The organism is Mesorhizobium sp. M1396, assembly GCF_040317725.1.
In the GTDB taxonomy this organism is placed as follows: Bacteria; Pseudomonadota; Alphaproteobacteria; order Rhizobiales; family Rhizobiaceae; genus Mesorhizobium.
Map to the genome: position 1 here is coordinate 74779 of NZ_JAMYLA010000004.1, position 25743 is coordinate 100521.

Below are 25743 nucleotides of genomic sequence, written 5' to 3' on the forward strand. Positions count from 1 at the left end.
CGATATGAACGACTTGGCCGGCGCCGACTATTCGCTGCGCTATGACAATCTAATCCAGGCGATCCAGATCTATGACAACAAGTCGGACACGCTGGTCGACCAGCGTAACGTGCAGCAGGTCGACTATATCGTGGTGCGCGGCACTACTGCCGACGACAAGCTCACCATAGACTTCGGCGAAAACTTCCTGGCGGCGCTCGACGTGCGCTTCGACGGTGGTGGCGGCAACGACACGCTTGCCATGACCGGCGGCAGCTTTGACACCGTGCGGCTGGCGACTGACGCCGGTCAGTCGGGCAACATTACCGCGCAAGCCGGAGCGTTGACCCATAGCATCGGGCTGGCGAGCGTTGGCGCGGTCGAGGATGACACGGCCGCCAGCCAGCGCATTTACGCCGACAGTTCCGGGCAGGCGCGGATGATCCGCATCGGAAGTTCAAATGGTTCCAATGACAATCTGGCGATGCTTGACGCTGGAGCCTTCAACAATCTGATCACCTACAGGTTTGCAGTTCCGGCGGTCTCGTTGACCGTTGACGCGGGCGTGGGCGACGACAGTTTTGTGCTGCGCGAGATCGACCCCGCCCTGGCTGGCAGGGTTGTGTTGAGTGGCGGCGCCGGCAGCGACGCTGTGGTCGGGCCCCCGCAGGACACCGACTGGCATCTCACTGGCGACGGTTCGGGTGATGTTGCTGGGGTGTCCTTCGTTACGGTCGAGAACCTGATCGGTTCCGCTGGCAACGAGGACACCTTTTTTGTTGGTGCAGCCGGAAAATTGAATGGCGTCATCGCTGGCGGCGATACCGGCTTCGACAGCATGGTTCTCGACGGTGGCACCTTCGCCTCGGTGAAGTATGTAGCCACTGGTCAGACGTCGGGCACAATCACGCGTGACGGTGTCGTGCTCCGTTATGACGGACTCGAACCGATCATCGACAACAGTGTCGTTGCGGACCGGGTCATCACAACCAGCAATGCCGACGATGAAGCGACTCTGACCGACAACGGCGCGACACTGACGCTGTCGTCGGATTCCCTCATTCCGACATTCGAATCGATCACTTTCAACAAACCCAGCACCAGTCTGACCATCAATCTGGGCGATGATCTGGGCATTCCCATTTTTTCGAAGGATACCTTGACGATCAGTGCGGTGAACCTCGGTTCGGCCGCAATCTTCATCAACGGCCAGGACGGCAAGGATGAGGTGACGATCTCCGGGTTGGTGACTGCCGGCGCCGTTAACGTCAATGCCGAGAAGATCAGCGTTTCCAGCATCATAAATGCCAGTTCGGTGACCCTGACTGCAGCGGCGGTGGACGATGGGAAAATCACGGGTGGCGCGTATTTCGCGACCCCGGAGGCGATCATCGACCTGACCGGCGCCACGATCATCGTGACGGGCGCGGCTCAATTCACCGCAACCGCGACAGCCAATGTCGAAGCCGAGACTGCCGAGGTCGGGCCGCTCGCGGGTGTCATCGCGACGATCCTGCCCGAAGCACGGGTCAAGTTCAGCAGCACCAATGTGACCGCAGCCAGCCTGTCGGCGTCGAGCACCGTAACCGTCACGCTGACCGCGAAGGACGAGTCCGATGCCGGTTCCGACAACGATGAAAAGAAGGATGCCGCGGTTTCCGTCACCGTTCTGGTCAGCGACGCGATCACCGAGGTGCTCGCCGGCAGCGTGCTCAGTGTCTCGGGCGCGGTCTCGCTGACTGCGACCAGCAATTTGACGATGACCACAGAGGCCGATGGCGGTAGCGGCGGGAAGGGCGCCAGCGTTGCGGTTTCAGAGGTCAATGCGACGACACGCGCCAATGTCTCGGGCGGCTCGACGATTGGCGCGAATGCCGGCAATACGCCGGATTCGATCGCGCTGGGTGCGACGCTGACCAGCAACATTACGACGATTGCCAGGTCGACGGCAGGCGGATCCGACCAAAGTGCGGGCGGTGACAACGAATCCGAGGAACGTCTGAAGGACGCCAACAAGGACGGCAATACGTCCGACAAGGCGACGACCAGCGGCGGCGATATCACCTTTGCCGGCGCGGTGACGGTGTCGGACTATCGGCCGACGACCGAAGCCTTCGTTCAGGCCTCCACCCTTACATCGAGCGGCGCGATCACGCTGACCGCGCAATCGACGGATAGTGTAACGGCGACGGCGGACGGCACCAACACCAACTCTTCCGCTGGGGGCGCGACCGGCATCGGCGTTGCAGTGGCGCTGAGCATCGCCGACGTCACGACACGCAGCTATCTCGGCGGCGCCTCGTCGCTGTCGGCGAGTGCGGTGTCATTGAGCGCCACGATTGCGGCCGGCGACAGCTTCGTCGCCCAGGCGACTTCCGGCGCAGGCGAGGGCTCCAAGACGCAGGTGGCCGGTTCGCTGGCCATCAACATCGTCATCACCGAGGCTTCCGCCGACATCGCGGCAAACGCCTCGATCAATCTGAACGGCGCGGATCTGTCGCTCACCGCCAACTCCACCACCAACGTCGAGACCGATGCGGTTCCCGACGACGCGAGCGGCGCTGCGGGCGAACTCGGCATCGGCGGTTCGGTCGCACTGACCATCGTCGACAATTCCACCTCGGCATCGATCCGCAACAACGCCAACATTGTTGCCGGCGACGCTGTCACCATGACTGCGACGGGCAACCACACAGCTGCGACCACGGCGGAAGCCGGTGCGGAAGGCGGCGATGTCGGTATCGGCGGTGCGGTGGCGATCGACGTCATCGACAACAATACCGAGTCGTCCATCGGTTCCGGCGGCGAACTCGACATCACCGGCAGTTTGTCGGCCAGCGCCAGCAATCACGGCGTCAGCACGACGCTGGCCGATGGGGATGCCATCGGCTCGACGGCGATCGGCGCGGCGATTGCGCTTGCCTTCGTGGACAACCGTGCGTTCTCGACATCGAACCGCAATCTTCGTTCGAACGGATCGATCAGTCTGTCGGCCGCCAATGACGGTTCCAGCAAGGCGGAGTCGATTGCGAGCGCGGCCGGCGCCGAGAAAGACGAGGACGGCAACACCAAGGCCGACGAGCAACGGGACAAGGAAGTCGGTCTTGCCAACAGCAAGTCGAATGATGGCGACAGCGCCAGCAAGTCGGCCAACAGTTCAGGTGGAAGTGGCGGCGGTGACGTCAGCGTCGCGGCAGCGCTTGCTCTCAACGTCTCATCATCACTGGCGGTGGCATCGATCAATGACGGGCGCACGGTTGTTGCCGGTGAGGGCGCTGGCGTCGGTGAACTCAATTTACAGTCGTCCAACAATATGGACGCGACGGCGAAAGCCGATGGCACCGCAAAGACGAGCGACAGCGGCACCGCTGTCGGTGTCGCTGTGGCGATCAATATCGCGACGATGCGCAACGAGGCGTCAATCGGGGCGGGCAGCATCATTACGGCCGACGGGGTGAAAGCCGAAGCCAAGATGAAGAACGTCGGCGGTGACGTGACGCATCGTTTCGGCGCTGAGTCGACCTCCGGCGCCAGCGGCGGCGATATCGGCGTGGCCGGCTCGTTCGCGCTGAGCTTCGCCGATACCGACACGCTTGGGGTGATTGGTCTCGACCATGCCGATCAGCCGGCAGGTGGTGCCGCGACGGTTACATTGACCGGCGGCAATGTTCTGCTCACGGCGATCAATACGACCGTAACCACAACGACGGCGACCTCCTCTGGGGCCGGAAGTGGCTCGGGCAGTGTCGGCGTCGGCGCGTCGATCGCGCTCGGCATCGGCTTGAACAGCACGTTTGCCGGCGTCGAGAACGGCGAGACGGTCAACGGGACGACAGGCAATTTCACGGTCACCGCGACATCCAATGACACGCTGACAACGACGGCCAAGGCCGGCGCTGCAGGCGCTACCGGTATCGGCGGCGCGATTGCTGTCGCCTATTTCGACAACGATACGGATGCGCACATCGGCACCGGCGGCGGCGCAACGATCACGCTGACGGGCAATTTGGCCGCGCAAGCGTCGCACACCGGTACGGTTCACACGCTTGCCGATGGCGAAGCTGCCGGCAGCAGCGTTGGCGTTGGCGCGTCGATTGCGCTGAATATCGGCGAAGTCACCAACGACGCTTTCCTCGGCCGCAATTTCCAGAACGTCGGCACGGTGACGATCACCGCGACCTCGACGCTCGACACCAAGGCAGAGTCCAAGGCGAGCTCGAAGGGCCAATCCACGAAGAAGTCCGATGGCACAACCGACAGTGCCAGCTCCGATCAGGAGACGACCAACCAGACCGCGATGGCCAAGAACCAGAGCGGCGGCACCAAGACGCCGACGCAGAGCGGCGGCAGCAGCCTTGGCCAGGCCGATGGCAACAGCAGTGGGCAGACCGGCAAGGGCACGCAGGGCGGGAACGGCTCCGGCGGTACCAATGTGGCTGCGACAATCGCCGTCAACTTCCTCGATGCGGACAACCAGGCGCAGATCGCCAGCAATGTGACGATATCCGGCACCGGTGCGATGAAGGTCGAGGCGATCAGCACGACCGACGCCCGGGCATTGGCCACGGCAACGTCCACGAACACCAGTTCCAATACCGGCGTTGCCGCCGCGATCGGCCTCAACATCGTGCTTCTGGACAACAACGCGATGATCGGTTCAGGCGCCGATCTGACCGCCGGATCGATCGAGGTCCGCGCCGCGACCGGCAATGGACAGAAGAACACGTTCCAGGCGCGCGCCCTCTCCGGCGCGGTCTCCAAGAACACCGCGATCGGCGGCTCGGTTGGCGTCAACTATCTTGACGTCAACACGCTGGCCTCGGTCGGCGACAATGTCGATCTCGATGCCAACACCGGCAATATCGAGATCGGCGCCGTCAGTCTCAATGAAATGCAGAACCTGGCCGGCGGTGCGGCTTTGAGCACCGGCAGCGGCGGTGGCGGCGTGGGCATCGCGGTCACCGTCAACATCGTCAATGATCTCAACACCAAGGCTCAGACCGGCATCAATCTCGACGCCGAAGCGCAGGGCGCGATCAATGTCACCTCGCATGCCGAACTGCTACCGATAACGGAGACCCTGCCGGTCATCGGCTCGCTGGCCGTCACCAGCTTCGCTGCCGGCATCGCCGGCGCGTCCGGCGGCTTTGCCGTCGGTGGTTCGTCCAGCGTCAACGTGATCTTCATGGAGACGCACGCCTCGGTGAACGACAACTCCGACCTCGAGGCCGGAACCGGCATCAAGATAGAGGCGACAGACCTGCTGACCGTGGTCAGCGGGGCGGGCGGCATCGGCCTGACGCTGAACGGCAATGCCGGCGTCGGCATCGGCCTCGACGTGCAGGTGATCACACGCAACACCAGCGCCTGGATGGGCGGCGGGGCGGATCTGGATACGACCGCGGGCAACATCGTCATCAACGCCGACTCCTTCGACGACATCACTTCGATCGCGGCGACGTTCGGCGGCAGCGCCGGCGGCTCGGCCGGTGTCGCGGCGTCGGTCGGCGTGCTTTATCTCGACACATCGACGCAGGCCTTCGTCGAGGCCGGCAGCACGCTGAACAAATCGCATCTGGGCGCCGGCGGAGATGTCTCCGTGACGGCGACCGGGGATGCGGACGTGTTCCTGCTGGCCGGCGCGGCGGCGTTCGGCCAAAGCGCTGGTATCGGCGTTTCAGGAACGGTGTTTGTCCACCTCGACGACGTGAAGGCGGAGCTCTATGGCGACGCCGACGTGGTCACCGGTGGGGCAAACGGCCTCTCCGTATCGGCGACTTCCACCGATGACGTGCTGATCATCGCAGCCGCCGGTGCGGCTTCCGCGCAGGCGGCGGTCGCCGGTTCGGTCGCCGTGACGGTGCTGACCGAGACAACGACGGCGCGCATCGGCGCGAACAGCAAGGTTTCCGGCCAGACGCTCGCCAATGATCCCGGCGTCTCGGTCTTCGCAAGCGACGAAACTGATATCCTGACAGTCGCGGGCTCGCTCGCGGTTTCTGCCGGCAATGTCGGCGTCGGTGCAGGCGTCAATGTGTCGACGCTCACGAAGACGACGACGGCATCGATCGAGGCGGGCGCCGACATCGACGTCGACGGCAATGTGACGGTCGAAGCAACCGGCAACGAGGACATCGGTTCGTTCTCCGTGGCTGCGGGGGCGTCGAGCGGCGCTGGCGTCACGCTGACGGCCGACGTCTTCGTGCTGAACCTGAAAACCCGCGCCTTCATTGGATCGGACCCGCTGGCGCCGATCGGCGGCCTGACGGATGTGCGGGCACGCGGCAGCGTGCTCGTCCAGGCGCTCGACGAAACCGAGATGGACCTGATCGTTGGCGGCGTGGCGATTGGCGGCAGTGCCGGCGTCGGCGTCGCGGCCGGCGTTGCGGTGGTCGACAAGGCGACCGATGCCTTCATCGGCGCAGGCGCACGCGTCACCGGCGAGGGCCACGGCACGGTAGCGGCAAGAACCGGCCGCTACGACGTCCAATATGCGGGCAGCCAGGCGATGTCGAGCTTCGAGTCGCAGAGCGGCAACAAGCCGACCGCGAGCAGCCTGGAGGCCGGTACGCCGTCAGGCCTTACCCAGTTCAAGGACCTCGACCAGGAGGGCGGCGACGACGTCCAGCAGGATCCGGGACTGACCCAGAACCGGGTCGCGACCGCGACGGTCGACAGCGGCTTCCGTGGCGTGGCCGTCTCGGCCTCGGCGAAGGATGATGTCGAGACTTTTGCAATTTCGGTCGGCGGCGGCGGTTCGGTCGGCGTGGCTGTCGGTGCGGCGGTCAACGTCATCGATACCAAGACGAAGGCGTTCATCGGAGCCGACGCGCAGATCAACCAGGACATGGCCGGCCCCGGAAATGCGGGACAGTCCGTCCTGGTCGCGGCGGCGAGCGACTTCAGCCATGTCGGTGTCGGGGCCGGTGCGGCCTTTGGCGGCGCGGGCGCGGGCGCGCCCGGCGTCGACGTGTCGGTGATCAAGGTCGACACGTTCGCGACGATCAATGACGGCGCGGACGTGAAGGCGAATAACGACGTTGCGGTGATCGCCACGTCCAAGGAAAAGGTCATCGTCGTCTCCGCCGGCCTTGCCTTCAGCGGCACGGTCAGCCTGGCGGGCGGCGTCTCGGTGCTCTCGTTCGACACCGAGACCTATGCCCGCGTCGGCGCCAACGCGACACTTGTCGCCGGCGGCGACGTCGCCGTCATGGCCAAGGACGATTCCGAGGTGGTGGTTGTCGCGGGTGCGGTCGCCATCGGCCTGTCGGGCGGTGGCGCCGCCGGATCGGTCGCGGTCGTCAATATCGACAAGCTGACCGAAGCGACGATCGGCGATAATGCCAGCATCGACGCGTCCGGCAACGGCGCCGGCATTGGCGGCGTGCTGACCGGCACGATCGTTGGTGGCAGCGATCCGAGCGGGTTCGGCACGGTCGAGGCGCATGGCGTCATCGTGCAGGCCGAATCCTCGGAAGAGGTCACCAACGTCACGGTCGCCGGTGCGGCCGGCCTTTATGTCGGCCTGGCCGGCTCGGTCACCGTGACGCTGCTCAATTCGGACACCAAGGCGCTGATCGGCGTCGGCGCCGACATCAATCAGGGCGCTGCAAACTACCTCGCCCATCCAGGCACGGTGTCGACGGCGCAGGGCGTCTATGTCAACGCCGCCAACGAGGTCCGGGTCACGTCTTTTGCGGGTGCTCTCGGCGCCGGTTTCGTCGGCTTGGCCGGCGGCATCGACTTCGGCAGCATCAAGAACGACACGGTTGCCGCGATCAATGCCGACGCCATGGTGCGGGCGCGCGGCGACGTCTCGGTCAACGCGGTTGCAATCAAGGTTCTGCGTGGCTTCGCCTTCAGCGGCGGCATCGGCGTCGCCGGGCTCGGCGCGTCCGTGTCGGTCTGGTCGATCGGCGAGGCGTTCAGCGACTCTTATGAGGACAACCAGGGTGGCAGCGGCAACGCGACGAAGGACGACGGAAGTCCCAAGACCGCCAACAACGAGGCCGGCGGACAGGCCGACGATGGCGTCGAAGGCGTCACCGGGGAATTGAGCCGCTTCGGCAGCGGCGCCAACAGCAATACGGCCGACTCACGGGTCAAGGCCGGTGTTGAAGGTGCCCGCGACAAGGTTGGCGCGAACGCGCTGACCTCCGGCGCCCTGACCAACAAGCTGACCGCCGCCGTCACCGACGAGCGCGGCACCACTGCCTCCGTCGAAGGCGGTGCAACGGTCGAGGCTGGACACGACATCGTCGTGAATGCGCGTGAACAGATGAAAGTCGACATCCTGGTCGGCAGCCTGGGCGCCGGTCTTGTCGGCCTGGGCGCATCGATTTCCGTCGTCAATGTCTCGGGCCAGGTGAGAGCGAAGGCCGGCGGAAGCCTCAAGGCTGGCAATGCCATCCGCGTTGAAGGCCAATTCGGCCAGAATGTCGATGTCACGACCGTCGCCCTGCAGGCCGGCTTCGTCGGCCTCGGTGCATCGGTCGCGGTGGTCAACGATACCAGTCGCGTTCAGGCTGGATTGCTCGACAACACAGTGGTCAACGGCGCCGCAAGCCTCACGGTCTCGGCGAGCAGCAACCAGACGTTTGACGTGCTGACGACCGGCATACAGGCCGGCGCTGTGGCCGTCGGTGCCTCCTACAGCGACGTCACCATCGGCGATGACGACGACAACACCAAGGAAGTCCTGGCCACGATCGGCGCGGGCAGTCAGATCGGTCAAACCGATACTGTCGGGGCGATCACGGTCCATGCGGACTCAACGATCAATGTGGATTCCGACACCTTCGCGCTGGCTGCCGGGCTCGGTGCGCTGACCTTCAATTTCGCCTTCGTCGATGTTCAGCCGAACGTGGAGGCGTCGATTGGCGGCGGCGCCAATATCAAGGCGACAGGCCTCATCACGGTCGAAGCGTGGACACTGCACGATGCGACCGGCGACATATTCGCGCTTTCGGTCGGCGCCCTGGCGGCCGGCACCAGCCTGGCGACAGTCAATGTCGTCCCGACGGTGACCGCATCGATCGGCGGCAATTCGACGATTCACGCTGGCGGCATCGTCATGCTGTCGTCGCACAATTACGATGGCGAGACGGCGACCGACCGCGGCGCGAAGGCCTATGCGGAAGCCTCCGGCGGCGGCTTGTTCAGCGGCCAGGGCTCGGTGCCGACCGCGAGGTCCAATGCCGTTGCCAACACCACGATCGGCGCCGGCGGTGCATTCACCATCACCGGTGACATCAACATCAAGTCGCGCATTCGCAACTATGCCGTCGCCAATGCCGAAGCGAATTCGTTCGGCGCGGCGGCGGTAGGTGCTTCCGTGGCCGAAGCCGAGGCCAATGGCCAGAGCAACGCCGCGATGAACGCCAACATCGTCTCGGTCACGGACATCATGATCGAAGCCCTCGCTGTCAATGGCGCGCTCGCCGTGGCTGAAGCCGCCGGCGGCGGCGTTCTTGGCGCACTGACGATCAACAGTGCGGTCGCAACGGCCAGTCCATCATCGGTCAGCGCCTCGATCGGCAACAACACCTCGATCCAGTCGGCGCGCAATGTGCGGCTGAAGGCACAGGCGCAAACCGAGGGCGACGCCAAGGTTGTCGGCATTTCGATAGGCGGCATTTTCGGGGCCGGCGCTTCGGATGCGACGACCCATGTCAGCCCGACGGTTGCAAGCTCGATCGGCGCCGGCGTGGTGATCAATGCGACCGGCGATATCCTGGTCGAAGCTTCCGCCTCGCCGATCCCCGGCGTGCAGCCGACCTACGAAATCGTCGATGTCGACGGGACCGCCAACACGATCACCGTGAACGGGCATGGATTGGTGACCGGCGATACGGTCGAATATGATGCCGGAAGTGGCGGCGCCGTCATTCCCGGCCTCAACTGGCCGGATCCGGACGATTCGGCTGTGAACCGTCAGTACAGCGTGATTAATGTCGTCAATGCCGGCGTGACAGATCCGAACACGCTCTATTTCGGCTCCGTCTTTAACGCTGCCGACATCGATCCAAACACCGAGATCATCGAGTTCGCGGGTGGCCATAATTTCCTGAGCGGCGATGCCGTCCGCTACTATCCGGGACCGGACGAAACAGTCGACAGCTTTGGGCTGACCGAGGGCAACCTCTATTATGTGCTGGTCATCGACGGGTCGCACATCAAGCTGGTGAACAGCTTCGACAAGGCGGTCAACCCACAGAACTACCTCAAGAATTTCCAGCCGGACGATGTCGCGGGCAACAGCATAACCATCGCCGGGCATGGCTTCGTCAACGGGACGGCGGTGACCTATGAGGCGCCTGACGCGCGCACCTTCGTCAGTCGCCAGGTGGACGTCAATTCGAGCAGCCTCAATCCTGACGGCTCGCCAATCGCCGATGCCAACGCCGACAACATCCGTTTCTTCGACGATGACGGGAACGCGCTGGCGCACGGCTTCGTCGAGGGCGAGCACGTTGTCTACGACGTCAAGAATGCGAGCGGAGGAACGGGTCTGGCGATCGGCGGCCTGGTCGACGGCCAGACCTATCGCGTGCATGTCGTCAACCCCTCGACGATCCAGCTCAAGCGTAACGACGCGATCACCGAAGAGGTGCAGTTCGTTCGCAATGCCCTTGGTGACCGTATTACCCGCACTGATGGCCTCAACTGGGCCGACAACGGTTTTGCAGCCGGCACGCTGTTCATCGGCGGCGGCGGCGCCAATTCCGGCACGTTCACGATCGCCAGCGTTTCCGGTAGCACGCTGATCCTAACTGTCGCGAACAGCGTCACCGCGGGCACGCTGACGAAGACCTTCGATCAGCCGATCATCGCGCTAAACCCGAACAAGGGCCTCAGCGCCAATCCGGCGCTCAATGTCGGCGCCAGTGATACGCATTCGCTGGTCAATGCCAGGAATCTGCCGATCGGCGGGCTCGAAGACGGCAAGACCTATTATGTGCGTGGCGTCAGCGGCGCTGGCGACAACACGTTCGAACTGTGGAATGCGCCGAGCGGCGGCAGTCAGATCATCCTGGCGCCGACGGGCCTGCCCGGGCCTTACGGCAATCACAGCTTTGCGGCGCTTGCGGTCGACATCTCGGCAGCCGCCGACAGCGAGCAGCAACTGCGCATCGACATCAGCGACAGCGCTACATCGGCGTCGCCGGGACAATTCCTGTTTGGCCCGGGCGAAGTTCCGCTCAGCGAAATCGCTCCGCAATCGGGCGATGGAGTCTCCTCGGCCTATGCCAAGGGGTCAGGTGGCGGCTTCGTCGGCGTGCAGATTAACGACGCCGACATCATCAGCAATCCGAACGTGACGGCGACAATCTCCGCGACGCAGATCACGACCGTGGGCGACGTCACCGTCAGCACATCGGTGACGACCAACACGTCCTCCTACGCGGTCAACGGCACGGGCGGCTTCGTTGCCATCGGTGATGCCGACGCGCGCAGCTATCAGGACATCACGAGCACGGCGACGATCAGTGATGGCACGCGCATCACCGCAGGCAAGAACTTCACGCTTGCCTCGGCAAGCAATGCCATTACCAGCGCCTCCTCGCAGTCGAGCGCTGGCGGTGCGGTCGGCCTGGCCGACCCGACCACCGATGTCCGCATCGAATACAATACGGTTTCGACAATAGGCTCCAACGCCATCGTTCTTGCCGGTCAATTGGCCAAGGCCACGGCGAATGCATCCGTCGATGTGACGGCCAAATCGACCGCCTCCGGCATCGGCTTCGGCGGTGACGGCGACGCCATCACGCATGTCAATATTGGTTCCCCGGACGCCGATCCGGACGCCGACCAGGCCGACGCGATCGTCTCGCTGGCAGCCAATGCCGTGCTCAGCGCGCGGCGCACTTCGCTTGCGGCGCGGGTCGACAAGTTCCATGTCTTCTCCGGTAGCGACGGACGCGGCGCCGGATTCTATGGCGAGGGCGAGGCCGAAAGCACGATCACGGCACGGCCGGATGCGCAGGTGCGGATCAATGCAGGCGCCGACCTGACGGGTTGGGAAGGCGTCGACCTCATCACCCGCTACGACAATGTCGACACGCATGCGAAATCCTATGCCCGGTCCACGGGCCTGTTCGGCTTCGTCGATTCCGACGCTCATAACGACACCGACGTCTCATCCGAGATTTTCGGTGCGGCAGGCGCGTTGGTGACAGCCGGTCCGCGCGACAACAATGATGCCGTGCTCGGACATCCGGATTATCCGCAGGAACCCGGGAGCTCGGCCGAGCACTTGGCCTTTTTTGCCTCGACCGTGAACGGCTCGATCTCGCAGACAGATAACGCCGACGACAGCAAGCGCTCGCTCGCCGCCGGCGGATCCAGCGGCAGCAGCCCAGATGACAGGCCGCAATCGATCAATTTCAATTCCGACGTGCTGATCCTTTCGGGCCGCTCACCCGAACTGGTCATCAAGCAACTGGTCATCGGCGCCGACGGCGAGATCGATGTGGCGGTCGAAGTGTCGGTCAACGACACCGCAGGTGGCGGCAGCGCGACCGAAGGCCAAGGCAGCACAATCCAAAGCAACGACATTGTCGTCAACAACATCGTCAATCCGGGTCCCGGCGACGTGGTGTTCGACTCGAACTCGATGACCGGCGCAGGCGGCACCTGGACGTTCCGCGATACGTTGCAGCGCGTGTCGATCCGTAACGAGTCCGACAAGGACATCATTATCAACAATATCGATGTCGTCACCGACGAGCAGCCGCTGGCATGGCTCAATCCGTCGCAGAGCGTGACATTGACCTTCAACGTGGTGCGCGAAGTCGCGCCGACGCTGATCGAGATCACCGACACCGGTGGCCATTCCGATATCTATATCAATGGCAAGATCGACAACCCGATCGGCACGACGTCGATCGTCAACACCGACGGATCGGTGTTCGCCACCAACGACCGCGGCGTCACGGGCAGTGATGGCCGCCAGTCGCTGATCCGTACGCACATCCTGAACATTCGCGCCGACGAAAACATCGGCGCGACCGGTGCGCGCGTGAACATCGACATCGTCGACAGCGCCGGCCTGCCGCTAGGCATAGGCTTCGACACCGGCCGTGTCGCCGGCCTGACGAACCAGGTATTCCTTGGGGTCGAGAACCGTTTCTATACCGGCCAGCTGGTCCGCTATGATGCCGTGACCACGGCCATCGGCGGGCTCACCGACGGCGGTTATTACTACATCATCGCTTCGCCCGATGGGCAGAACGTCATGTTGGCGACCACGTTGGCAAACGCCCTGGCCGGCACGGCCATCGATCTGGCACCGGCGGGCGCGCTGACCGATCTGCACAGCCTGATTTCGGCTGAAACCTTCACCGCTGACGCGCTCGGCAACATCAACCTAGACCTCAAGGCGCTGCTGCGCGAGGCGCCGGCCGGCGGCTTCTACATCGTCGAGATCGACCGGATCAAGGCCGGCAATACGGCGGACGTGCTGCTGCAAGCCAGCGTTGAACAGTTCGGCGACGGTCAGTCCGGCGGCCTGCTGGTCAAGGCGCCAGCGTTGCCTGCCGGCGGACAGACCTACTACAATAAATTCCGGCCGGATGCGGGAGCTATCCCGTCGCTGAGCCGTGGCGTCTTCGCCACCGGCAACACGGAAATCGCGTCGACCTATGATTTCCGGGGCCTCGACCCGGCAACCGGCCTGCGTACGCTGCCCGGCCTGCAAGCAGGCTCGGTCGTTGCGGGCGGCGACATCATCGTCGCGGCAGCCAATCCCGCGCCGACGGCGACCACCGTCAACGTGCTTGGCATCACCGAGATCGCCGGCGCTGGCGACCTCGACGTGCTGACCAATGGCTATATCGCGCTGACGGAAAAGACCGGTGACATGCGCGTCGAGCGCATTCGCTCCAACGCTTCCGATGTGCTTTTGTATTCACCGCGGCGCATCCTTGATGCGCGCGACGACAACGGCAACCCGACCTTGATCGAGGCCGATGTCTCCGGCCGCAACATCACCATGGCCGCTGGGGTGGGGCTGTTTAATCCGACCCATTTCCAGGTCGCCGCTCAGGTGCTCAACCCGACGCTGCTTGACATCAATTCGCCCTTGGGCGGCATTGGTGAGCCGGGCAATTTCCTCGAGATCAACGTTGACAACCGCAATGGCGTCGGCGGGTTTGGTGTGCTGCGCGCCTTCGACATCAGTGCGGATTCGACCCTCGGCATCTTCCTCGACGAAGTCGTCGGCGACATGCATGTACATACCGTCCACACGATCCGTGATGTGTCGCTAAGGACCGTCGCGGGCTCGATCCTGGATTCACGCAACAACGGCGCGGGCGACGACTTGGCCGACGTGATGGGCCAGACTATCGACCTCGACGCCAACGGCAATGGCTCCATCGGCGCCTTTGCCAACGACCTCGAGATCGATTCATCGCGCGGTTCGAGCGATGACGACGTCGCGCTTGAAGCCGCTGACAACATCTACCTGGCCGAAGCGCCGGAGGTTCCCGGCGGCACCGCCGGCAATCTGCGGCTGGTGCTGGCGCACGCCTATGATGGCGATATCCGTATCACCGTGCGCGAGACCTCGGTTCAGGGCGAGAACCTCGACCTGCTGCACAGTGGCAGCGCCCGCTTCGGTGAAGACGGTGCGACCTTCCCGACCTTCCAGCCGGATGCGTCGCGTGCGATCGCACATGGCCAGATCTTCGCCGAAAAGGGTTCCGTGCTGCTGCGCGTCGGCGACAACGTGACGCTCGACTCCAACAGCGAAACGCTGGCAGCCAAGAGCATCGACATCTATGGCGACGTGTCGGCGACCAACGAAATCATCCATGCGCTCGCCAATCTGGATGTCGCCTTCGGCACCGTGATGGTGTTGCGTGGCCGAATCATCGCCAACGCAACCGTGGTGCCAGGCAACAAGACGATCGGCGCGCCGGTCGGCTCGGCAACGCCGACGCTGACAGCAAACCCGGTCACCGGACCGACCGTGCTGACCCGAATCTTCGGCAACACGGATGTCGACACGATCGACTTCGGCGACACGTCGGGTGCCGGTGGCACCAATACGCAGGGCAGCGCCGGCTACATCTTCCTCGGCTCGAAGACGCGCGCCTATGGCAGCCAGAACCTCAATGTGAACAACGTCGATGGCGAAGACCGCTTCCGCGTCTACTACCTCCAGGATACCGCGACGCAAACCTCTCCGAACATGCAGACGGCGGCCGAGCACACGCTTACGCTCGACGGCGTGTCGGGCACCGATCTCTATGAGATCTACACGCTTGGCTCCAATAATCCGGGGCAGGGCACCGCAGGCACCGACTTCCAGCGCAATTACGTCATCAACATTCTCGACAGCGGGCGTTCCATCGACGGTGTCGATGAACTGACCATCTTCGGGTACGATTCATCGCAGAATGGCCTGGTCGGCGGCAACAAGCCGATCGACGACATCTTCCTGCTGCGCGGCGCCAACTATCTGCCGCACGAAGCCGCCGACCGTCCGGCCTACGTCGCCATGGTCTACGGACAGCCGAAGACCTATGCCGACACGATCGAGGACAATGAGCCCTCGAACGAGGTCGCGCGCATCAACTACGACACCGCGCTGAATGGCCGGATCACCATCGAGGGGCAGGGCGGCAACGACAATTTTTACTCCGACGACACCACCGCGATCGTTTCGCTGCAAGGCGGCGCCGGCGACGACTCCTTCAACATCGGCCAGATATTCGGCACCAAGCGCACCGGCGATGCGGAAAACGGCGTCACGCCGTTCTTCGGCGGCGGCCTGCTCGACCAGGACGTGTTCCCCGACATGGTGGCCACGACACGCGGCTGGCTGAGCCCCGGCATCAGTGCGCCGATGGTGGCGCAGGGCGGCACCGGCAACGACGAATTCCGGGTCTATGCCAACCAGGCCGAATTGCGGCTCGAAGGCGACGACAACAACGACCTGTTCATCGTCCGCGCGTTCGCCATTGCGGCGGTCGCCAACCAGGACTGGAACGGTGACGGCACGATCGATCAGGACGACCTGCCGGCGGTCACGCTCGACACCAATGGCGATGGCGTGATCAATTTCGCCGACGCTGACTCGACGCCAGACGACTACACAGACGACGTCATCGTGCTCGACGACTTCGGCGTCGCCAAGCCGATCATCGGGCTCGGATTTTCGGTCGCGCGCGCCCCGGACATCCGCGCCGGCGGCGGCGAGGACGAAGTGCAATACAACGTCAATGCGCCGGTCTCGGTCGACGGCGGCACCGGCTTTGACAAGCTGGTTATCCTCGGGACGGAGTTCGCCGACGATTTCGCCATCACCGACAAGGGTATCTTCGGCGCCGGCCTCAATGTCCGCTACACCACGATCGAAGTGGTCGAGGTTGACGGGCTTGAAGGCGACGACGAATTCTTCATTCAATCGACGGCTTTCGGCGTAGCCTATCGCGTTATCGGCGGTCTGGGTTCCGACACGATCAATGTCGCGGGCGATGTCACGGAAGACATCATCACGCGCGAGCTGGAAGGCGCCTCCGGCGCTGTTGACCACCTCGTCACTTCGGGCGATCCACTCTACGATGGCGTCCTGGTCGATGGCTTCGACTATCACGTGGCGGGTCCCCAGGAGGGCATCGTCCGCATCGACGAAACGGACGGCTTCACAGCTGTTCGGGAAGGCGGGCCGCGCAATGTCGACAGTTACACCGTCAGGCTGGCGGTGGCGCCGCTGGCCGGCCAGATCGTCTATGTGACGATCTCGGCGGCACGTTCGCCACAGCAGGAAGAAGACGGCACGCTGATCAATCCGGCACCGTTGCCGAATGGCATCGGCGACACGATCTGGCTTTCGAAGCTGGATCCCGGCGTCGTCGGAACCGACGGCGAATTCCAGCATGTCATTACCATCAACGGCGTTCCGACGATCATCAACGACCGCTCGATCGTGCTGGCCTTCGACAGCACCAACTGGAACACGGCGCAGAACGTGTACCTCTATGCGCCCGACGATCTGCGCGCCGAGGGCGATCGGGTGGTCGTCGTCCAGCACAGCGTCATCTCCGACACCAGCGGTGTCGCTCCGGCACTGCTGGCCGCGGCCTATCCGAACGGCGATCCCTTCGACGCCGCGGACGTGCGCAACGTCGAGGTCGACCTGCGCGACAACGACACGCCCGGAATCTATGTCACCGAGGTGACGCCCGGAACGAACACCGAAGATGGCCGCTCGTTGGTCATCGAAGGCAATGCCACGACCAAGCTGAATGACGAACTCCTGGTGCAGCTCGCCAAGGCGCCCGACGCGGGCGACACGATCGTCGTCAAGTTGTACGTCAACGAGTTCAGCGACGAAAACATCATGATCTACGACGTCGATGATCCGAACGGTCTCGACAATCGCATGTTCAAGGGTGCCGACGGCTACTGGCGCATCACTTTCGACAGCGGCAACTGGGACGATGCAGTGCGCGTCGGCATCGAAGCGCGCGACGACATCCCGCGCGAGGATCCGCACACAGCGGCGATCTTCTTCCAGCTCGACCAGGCGCTGACAGTCGACGCCAACCACAACTACGTGTTCCCGAACCTGCGCTCAGGCCCAGGCTATGTCGACATCGACGTGATCGACAATGACAGCGCTGGCGCGGTTGTGCTGGAGAGTGAGGGGAATACGCTGCTCAACGGCGATGGATCGGATACCGACGACTATACGATCCGCTTGACCAAGGCGCCGTCGACCAACGTCAGCGTCGCGGTCCTCACCGACGGCCTGGCGGATGTCGTCAGTGTCAATGGCATCGCGGTCACGCCCGGCTCCGGATACAGCATCATTGGCGGCCTCAGACCAACGCAGATATTCGACGGCAATCTTTTCTTCTCCAACGAAGGTGGCCTGGGCAAGGTTACGCGTGGCACTGGTGCCGATCTCGGCAGCTTCGTCGATGAAGGCTTCTTCGTCGGCCAACAGATACGCATCGGCAATGCCGGCGCCGGCAGCGGCGATTATTTCATTACCTCGATCGATGCGAATGGAAAGTTCTTCAAGGTCGACAGGCTGTTGGCCGCGACAGGCGCGAAGGACGACGTCATCCTGTCCGATCTGGCACGGGACGGCGAGTACACCGGCAATATCCGCTTCGAGCAGGTCATGGAAGGAGTTGTGCCGACCTATCGGATCACCATCGCCGGACTTGGCGACGAAGACGATGGCTGGCTGTCATTCGGTTTCCTCGAAGGCCAGTGGATCCGCCTGTTCGATACGGCCGACAATCTGATCGGTGACTTCAAGATCGCGATCATCCGCGGCGACAACGACACCAAGGACACCACGATCCAGATCACCGGCACCAATGTCGCGCAGATCCTGCCGCATCTCGGCGACACGCTGAACGACGTGCGCGTGGTTCGCACCGCGGCTGTGGCCGTGTTCACGCCGGCCAACTACTACCAGCAGCAGACGGTCGAGCTGCGCGCCGACACCGAATACGAAGTGCCGATCACCCGCGAAGGCGTCAAGGTCTTCCCGGTTTCCGGCCATTATCTGTCCAAGCTGCGCGGACCATTGGCTGTCGAGGGTGGCGTCACCGGCGCCGACCGTTCGCTTGAGAACGGCCTCAAGCTGCCAGGCGAAGCAGACGACTTCCTGATCGCGATCGGCCAGCAGCCGCCGGAATCGCAGCAGATCGACGTGCTGAACATCTTCAACGACACCAGCAAGGAAGATGTCGGCGGTGTGATGACGGAGACGACGCTCACCGGCTTCAACATGGCTGACAACTTGAGCCTGGGGCTTGGCGTGACCGGCGATCCGACCTTCGGTGAATCCGGCTTCTTCCCAGGCGGCATCAGCTTCGGACGCATCAGCGTCGACGCGAACGGCGATTTCGGCACCGACGGCACCAAGAGCACCATCGAGGTGGTCAATCTGATGCTCGGTGAAGGCAACGACAAGCTTGTCATCGAAGGCACACTTAATCCTGCGCCGCCGGTGCAGGTGACGAGCACGTTCGATATAACGCCATCTGGCGTCAATGGCGGCACCATCGTGCGCACCGGACTCGACTGGAAAGCAATGGGCTTTCTCGTCGGCCAAACGGTGAAGATCGATAACCTGCCGGGCGTCTGGACGATCATCGCCATCAATGATGCGCTGATCAATCCGGCCAATCCGGCCGAGGGCGCGGATCCGAACGACAACTCGATCCTGGTTCTGAGCGGACCGACGCTCGCCAGCGTGGCGGATGGGTCCCACACCATCACTGCTTTCGACAAGGATGTGATCACGACGAACAAGTCGGTGGATGTTGCCAGCACGACGGCGGGCGGTATCGTCACGCGCACCGACGGCGGCAACTGGGCCGGCTTTGCGGTCGGAGACTTCATCTCGATCAATGAGGACTTCGCCCAGGGCGAGTATCAGATCGCGGCGATCGCCGGCGCGGTCATGCGCGTCATCGGCGGACAACTCGCGCCGGTCTCGGAAGCACCGCGCACCATCAATCGCATCAACCCCGTGACCAACGCCGTGCTGCAGACCGTGGTGGCCGAAGTCGATGTCGACCCGACTTATACCGGCGGCATCGTGACACGCCAGGACGGCGCCAAATGGGCGGATGAAGGCTATCTCGCCGGACATCTGGTGACGATGGTCGATGCCAGCGGCAAGCGTGACTTCCGCATCATCGAGATCTCGCAGGACGGCTACTCGCTGACGCTCGAAGGCGCGCCGCTCGCAACGCAAAGCGACGCGATGAAGAGCTTCTACGTGCAAGGCCAACATGGCGGGCTGACGCTCGTCCACGGCGGCGGCAACATGTATCTGGAAAGTGCCGGCCCGATGAACATCGCCGCCGGAACCGGTGGACAGATTATCGTCACCCGTCAGGACGGCCGCGACTGGTCGGAGGACCGCTATCAGGTTGGCCAAGTGATCCAGCTTGCCGGTGAAACCTATACGCGCACCATTCTGGCGATCGGCGACGCAACACTGCCGGCACCGGCCAACTCCGCGCTGACATGGGGTGACGGCAGCAGGCTGGTGCTCAGCGCACCGAACACGCGCGCCGGCCAGCCGGCCGGCACAGTGCTCGCGCCCAACGCGTTCAACAGCTATGCCGAGCGTTCATTGCACGTCGCGGAGCCGCGCACCATCACCGGGACGGCGACCGTCAACATCGCCACCAACAGCCTGACACGCAGCGTCGGCAGCTGGCTGGCGGATGGCTTCTACGTGGGCCAGAAGGTGCAGCTGAGCGGATTTGCCGGCACGTTCACCATCCAGGCGCTCAACGCGACCGTGATAACGCTGCAGAGCGTTGCGCTTACGCCGAAAACCGGAGTTGCGATGACCGTTTCAGGCGTCGACGTCACGCTGGACGGCGGCGCGCGCATCGGCGGCGACCATATCATCGTGACCGGGGGTGCCGGGCCGAACTCGCCACTGGTCATCTATGGCGACACCAGCCAGGACGGGATCTGGTATTCCGGTCAGGCGCACAATGTTTTGGGCATGGAATTCGGCGAGAAGCCGTTCGATCCGTTCCCGGAACTACAGGACGGCGAGAATGAGGATGACGAGTGGGTGTTCCCGCTCGCCAACCCCTACAAGTTCGCCGGCAACGACATTATCGATGCCAGCGCCTTGTTCGCCGGCACGTCGTCGGCAAACCTGCCGAGCGTGGGCCTGACGATCTATGGCGGCGCGGGCAACGACACGATCTACGGCAGCCAGGCTGGCGATCATCTCGCCGGCGGTTCCGGCGATGACCTGATCATCGGCAACCGCGGCGTCGATCACATCTATGGCGACAGCGGCATCAACGTGAACATCTTCACGCGCCAGCTGTTCATCGATACGGTCGACAACAGTCCGTTGCCTTCGGCCAATCCGGATGCCGACACCAACGGCACGACGATCAAGCCGGTCAAGTCGTCGGTTCGTGACCTGATGAATGCGGGCAACGACGTGATCTTCGGCGATGGTGCTTCGCATCTCGGCTACGGGCCGAGTTCGGTCGCGGCTGCCGGCGTGCTCGGCGACTTCGACGACATCATCTTCGCCGATCACGGCGTGATCGAAATGTTCGTCGACGATCCGAACCTGCCATCAGCTTTGAAGCAGCGCATCCAGACGACCGAACTGGCGTTGGTTACCGGCATCAAATCGGCCGAGCTGCAGAATGGCGGTGACGATGTGGTGTTCGGCGGCCTCGACCGCGACGTCATCGTTGGCGGCGCCGGCCATGATCTGCTCGATGGCGACCAGCAGGACGATCGCGTCTTCGGCGACAACGTCTACCTGTCGCGCCAGGGCGGTGCTGACGGCAATCTGTTCGATGACACGTTCAGCCTGCGCTTCCAGACGCTGGCCGGAACGTTGATGTACAGCCGTACCGACCGGCCGATGCCGGCCGGTCTCGGCACGGTCAATGCCGACAACAGCGGCCTGCTGCTGGTCGACAGTATCGCGCGGCGGTATCGCGATCCGGACGGGGCTCCATGGTGGAGCGAGTATTCGGTCGATTACGCGGCGCTGCACACCTTCGCCTTCGACGAGGGCACGGCCGGCGTCGGCAGCTTCGGCAACGACTACATCGCTGGTAGCGAAGGCAATGACGAGCTGTTCGGTCAACTCGGCCATGACGTGGTCCAGGGCGACGGCGGCATCGAGCTTGCCTTTGCCGGTACCTCGCATGTCGGCGCATCGCGCACATCTGGCGGCGTCACCGATCCTATCGGTCCGCTCACGGTGATCGCCTCCTTCGCGGCGGCGACCGACGGTCAGGACTACATCGAAGGCGGTGGCGGCGACGACCAGATATTCGGCGGCCTCGGCCAGGATGATCTGATCGGTGGTTCCTCGTCCTTCTTCAGCCTCACGGATCCGAATGCGCGGCCTGACGGTGACGATTACATTTTCGGCGGCGCCGGCATCGAGATCGACCGCAATGACGAAAATTTGCCGAATGATGGCACGCTGGCCAATTCGCGCTTTGCTCGCGATGCCGACTCCATGATCGGCGACAACGGCAACATCGTGCGGATCGTCGGCGTCAATCAAATCGACATCAATCCGAACGGCACGGCTGGGCAACAACTCTATGTCCAGTTCAACTACGACGTGAACGATCCGGCGCGCGCCGGTGGCGAACGCCTCGTCGTGCGCGGCATCCATCTGCTCGACTACACGCCGGGTGGCCCGGACTTCCGTCCGGACCTGTTCTCCAGAACCAACCCGAACGATCCTGCCTATCGCAGCGAGTTCGGCTTATGGGCCAAGCAGGACATCGGTGGCCATGACGAGTTCCATGGCGAGACCGGTGACGACACCGCCTATGGCGGCGGCGGCCATGACCGGATGTTCGGCGATGCCGAGAACGACGATTTGATCGGCGGCTGGGGCAATGACTGGATCTCCGGTGGTACCGGTGAGGACGGCATCCTGGGTGACGACGGCCGCATCTTCACCAGCCGCAACAGCGCGACCTACGGCGAAACCCTGTTCGGCGTGCTGCCACTGCTGGCGACCGATCCGGATACGCGCACCAGCCAGGGCGATGTGCTCAACGAGTTCATCTACACGCCCGGACAGGTGCAGACGCAGACGATCAATGTCGGCGGCAAGATGAAGAAGGCGGTCGACCTGACCCCTTACAATCTGACGCCGAATGCGCTGGGCGGCGACAATCCGCTGTTTGACGCCAATGTCGTCGACGATATCATTTTCGGCGGCCTGGGTGACGACTTCATCCACGGCGGTTCCGGCGACGACGCGGTCGGCGGCGGCGAAGCTCTGCCGGATTCCTATACACAGCGCTTCGATGCGGCGGGCAATGTCGTCGGCATCGTGCGCACCGACTTCTCGCGGCCTTGGAATCCTGGCGACGTGCTGAAGTTCGGTCCCGACACCGATCCGTGGAACGCACCGAAGCCGGTGCAGAGTCGGCTCGGCGAGTTCTTCCTGTATGACGAGTACGATCCGCGCCGGACAATCATGTTCAACGACGATGGTTCGGTATGGAAGACCGGCGCACCGCCCATCACGCGTCAGTATTTCCTCAACCTCGTCGACAATGAAGGACCGCTGGTCAACGGTGCGATCGCTTTTGCACCAAACGGCACGCCGACGGCGTTTGCGCAGCGCAACACCGACGGCAACGATGCGGTCTTTGGTGACCTGGGCAATGACTGGATCGTTGGCGGTACCGGCCGCGACCACATCTATGGCGGCTGGGGCAACGACCTCCTGAATGCTGACGACGTACGCTCGACCAACAACTGGCTGAATGACCAGCCAGAGACGCACCCAATGTATGAGGACCGCGTTTTCGGCGGGGCCGGGCTCGACATCCTGATCGGCAACACCGGTGGCGACCGCCTGATCGATTGGGTCGGGGAGTTCAACACCTACCTGGTGCCGTTCGCACCGTTCGGTATCGCGACGGTTAGCCGCCAGGTGCCGCCGCAACTGTTCGACTTCCTCTACGCGCAGGCATTCAGCGACGGCGTCGACATCACCCGCACCGCTGACACTGGCAGCATCAACGGAGACGACAAGTACAGCCACGTCCATATGTTCATGGGCGGTGTGGAAGGTGAAATCGGCCTGATCACCCAGAAGGATCATGGCTTCTGGCAGGATCAGACCGGCGGTCCGACGGATCCCCAGGCCGGCAACATCCCTGGCGGCAAGCGAGACGTGCTGCGCACGGCTGACTTCAACGATGGCAACGCCAAGGTCCTGGCGGTTGACGAGGGCAATTTCGCCGTCACCAGCGGCAAGCTCACTGTTCAGTCGGCAAGCACCTGGGATCAGGCAGCCGCGGTTCTCTATCTCGACGCCTATACGCCGATCTACTACGAGATCGCGGCGACCTTGACGGCCGACAAGCCGACGGGCGGCTGGAAGGCCAACTCCTACATCATCTTCGACTATTACTCGCCGACGGATTTCAAATATGCCGGCATCAATATCTCGAACGACCAGATCGAGATGGGCTACCGCGACGCCAGCGGCTGGCATCAGTTGGTCAAGTCCAACAAGCCGGTGCAGCTCAAAGCGAACCAGGCCTACGATGTTCTGCTCGCAGTCAACGGCACGAACGTGAATTTGACCGTGGCTGGCGTGAATTGGTTCAGTTACACCTTCGCGCCGCGTATCGTCGATGGTCAGCCGGTGGCGCTGAACAAGGGCCTCGTCGGTGTCGGCAACAGCGGCTCGAAGGGTACGGTGGACAACTTCCGTGTCCAGGTCTTGCCGCCGCAGATCACGCTCGACTACGCAGCCGAGTTCAACGGGCCGCCGACCTATCCGATGTCGAAGACCGCGGCTCAAGGCTGGACGCTCTCGGGCGGCAGGCTGAATGCGGCGGCCGGCGCCGGCACCAACCTGCTGGACGTCGGCCCGGCGATCGGGTCGGACGCCTATCTGGAACTGACGGCGAAGCTGAAGACCGCCGGGACCGCTGGCATCGTCTTCGATTACTACGGCGCCAACGACTACAAGTTCGTCACGCTGGATGTGGTCGGCCAGAAGGTCTTGGTTGGACACGTGACGTCGAAGGGCGGCACGGTGATCGATCAGAGCTTCGCACGCACGCTCAGTTCAGCGACGGACTATGACGTCCAGCTGACCATACGAGGCGCTGCCCTCTCGATCGCCGTCAACGGCGCATTCGCTGGCAGTTATGGCTTCAACGCAGCCATTGCCGATGGCGAGTTCGGTCTGGTGACAGGCAATGCAGGGGCGTCCTTCGACCGGCTGCAGATCCGCACCAACGCGTCGGCGTTCAGCACCAGCTCCAATCAGCTGGCGCTCGCCTCGCTCGGCCAGGCCGCAGACACGGCAACGGCGGTCGGCATTGATCAGGCCAAGGCAATGCTGGCGCAGGCGATGGCGATCTGGTCGGTCAGCGGCCAACTCGACGCGACACAGCTTGCAAAGCTGTCGAACCTGGATGTGCAGATCACCGATCTGCCTGGCTCGGCGCTGGCACAGTCGGTGTTCGGCGCGGTGCTGATCGACCGCAACGCGGCCGGACAGGGCTGGTTCGTTGACCTGTCACCTCTTGACAGCAGCGAGTTCCAGCTTGATGCCTCCGGGCACCTGACGGCGTTGCCGGGCGGCGCGGCCGATGGACGGATGGACCTTCTGTCGGTGCTGATCCACGAAATCGGTCATCAGGCGGGCTTCGAGCACGATGAGAGCGAGGCGGGCGTGATGTCGGCTGAGTTGGCCGCCGGCGAGCGCCGGCTGCCGGAGGCCGGATCTGCTGGTCAGGTGATTGACACGCAGCTCTTCCATGATGGCCTGGGCGTCTTTGTCGGCGCGCAGGAGCATGGATTGCTCCAGAGCGCAGGCATTGTCCGGCCTGAATCGGTTGGCGACGCCACGACGATATCGAGCGCAAGAGCTTCCGGCGGTACGGCGCATTCCAAGTCAGAGGCCGATGCAAGCGCCAAGACCGACGATATCGTGCTGACTGGGGCTCCTTCCGGCTTGCAGGCAAGCGACCAGCTCAACTGGGTGTTTGACGAGGCCAGCGGAACCTTTGTTGCCGCACAGGGTCGGCAGCAGGACCGTCCGCACGATGCAGCGCCCGATGCGGATCAGGACGATGGCGACGCAACTTCGGACGACCTCAATGGTCTCGCCGAATGGAGCAACCGCAAGGGTCTGTTGTCGCGCCTGTCCAGTCTGTTTGGAGTGCGATGAGACAATGATGGCGGCGCAGTTCACACATTTCGCGAACTGCGCGCGTCGCCTCGAAACGA

The 25743-nt window shown here is 63.4% G+C and carries 1 protein-coding gene; it reads left to right on the top strand.

Annotated features, from left to right (window positions below; all coding sequences use genetic code 11):
• Positions 1 to 4: 4 nt before the first annotated feature.
• Positions 5 to 25684, top strand: coding sequence for a hypothetical protein (locus NKH02_RS03905; RefSeq protein WP_352876623.1), 25680 nt, complete (start codon positions 5 to 7; stop codon positions 25682 to 25684).
• Positions 25685 to 25743: the final 59 nt, after the last annotated feature.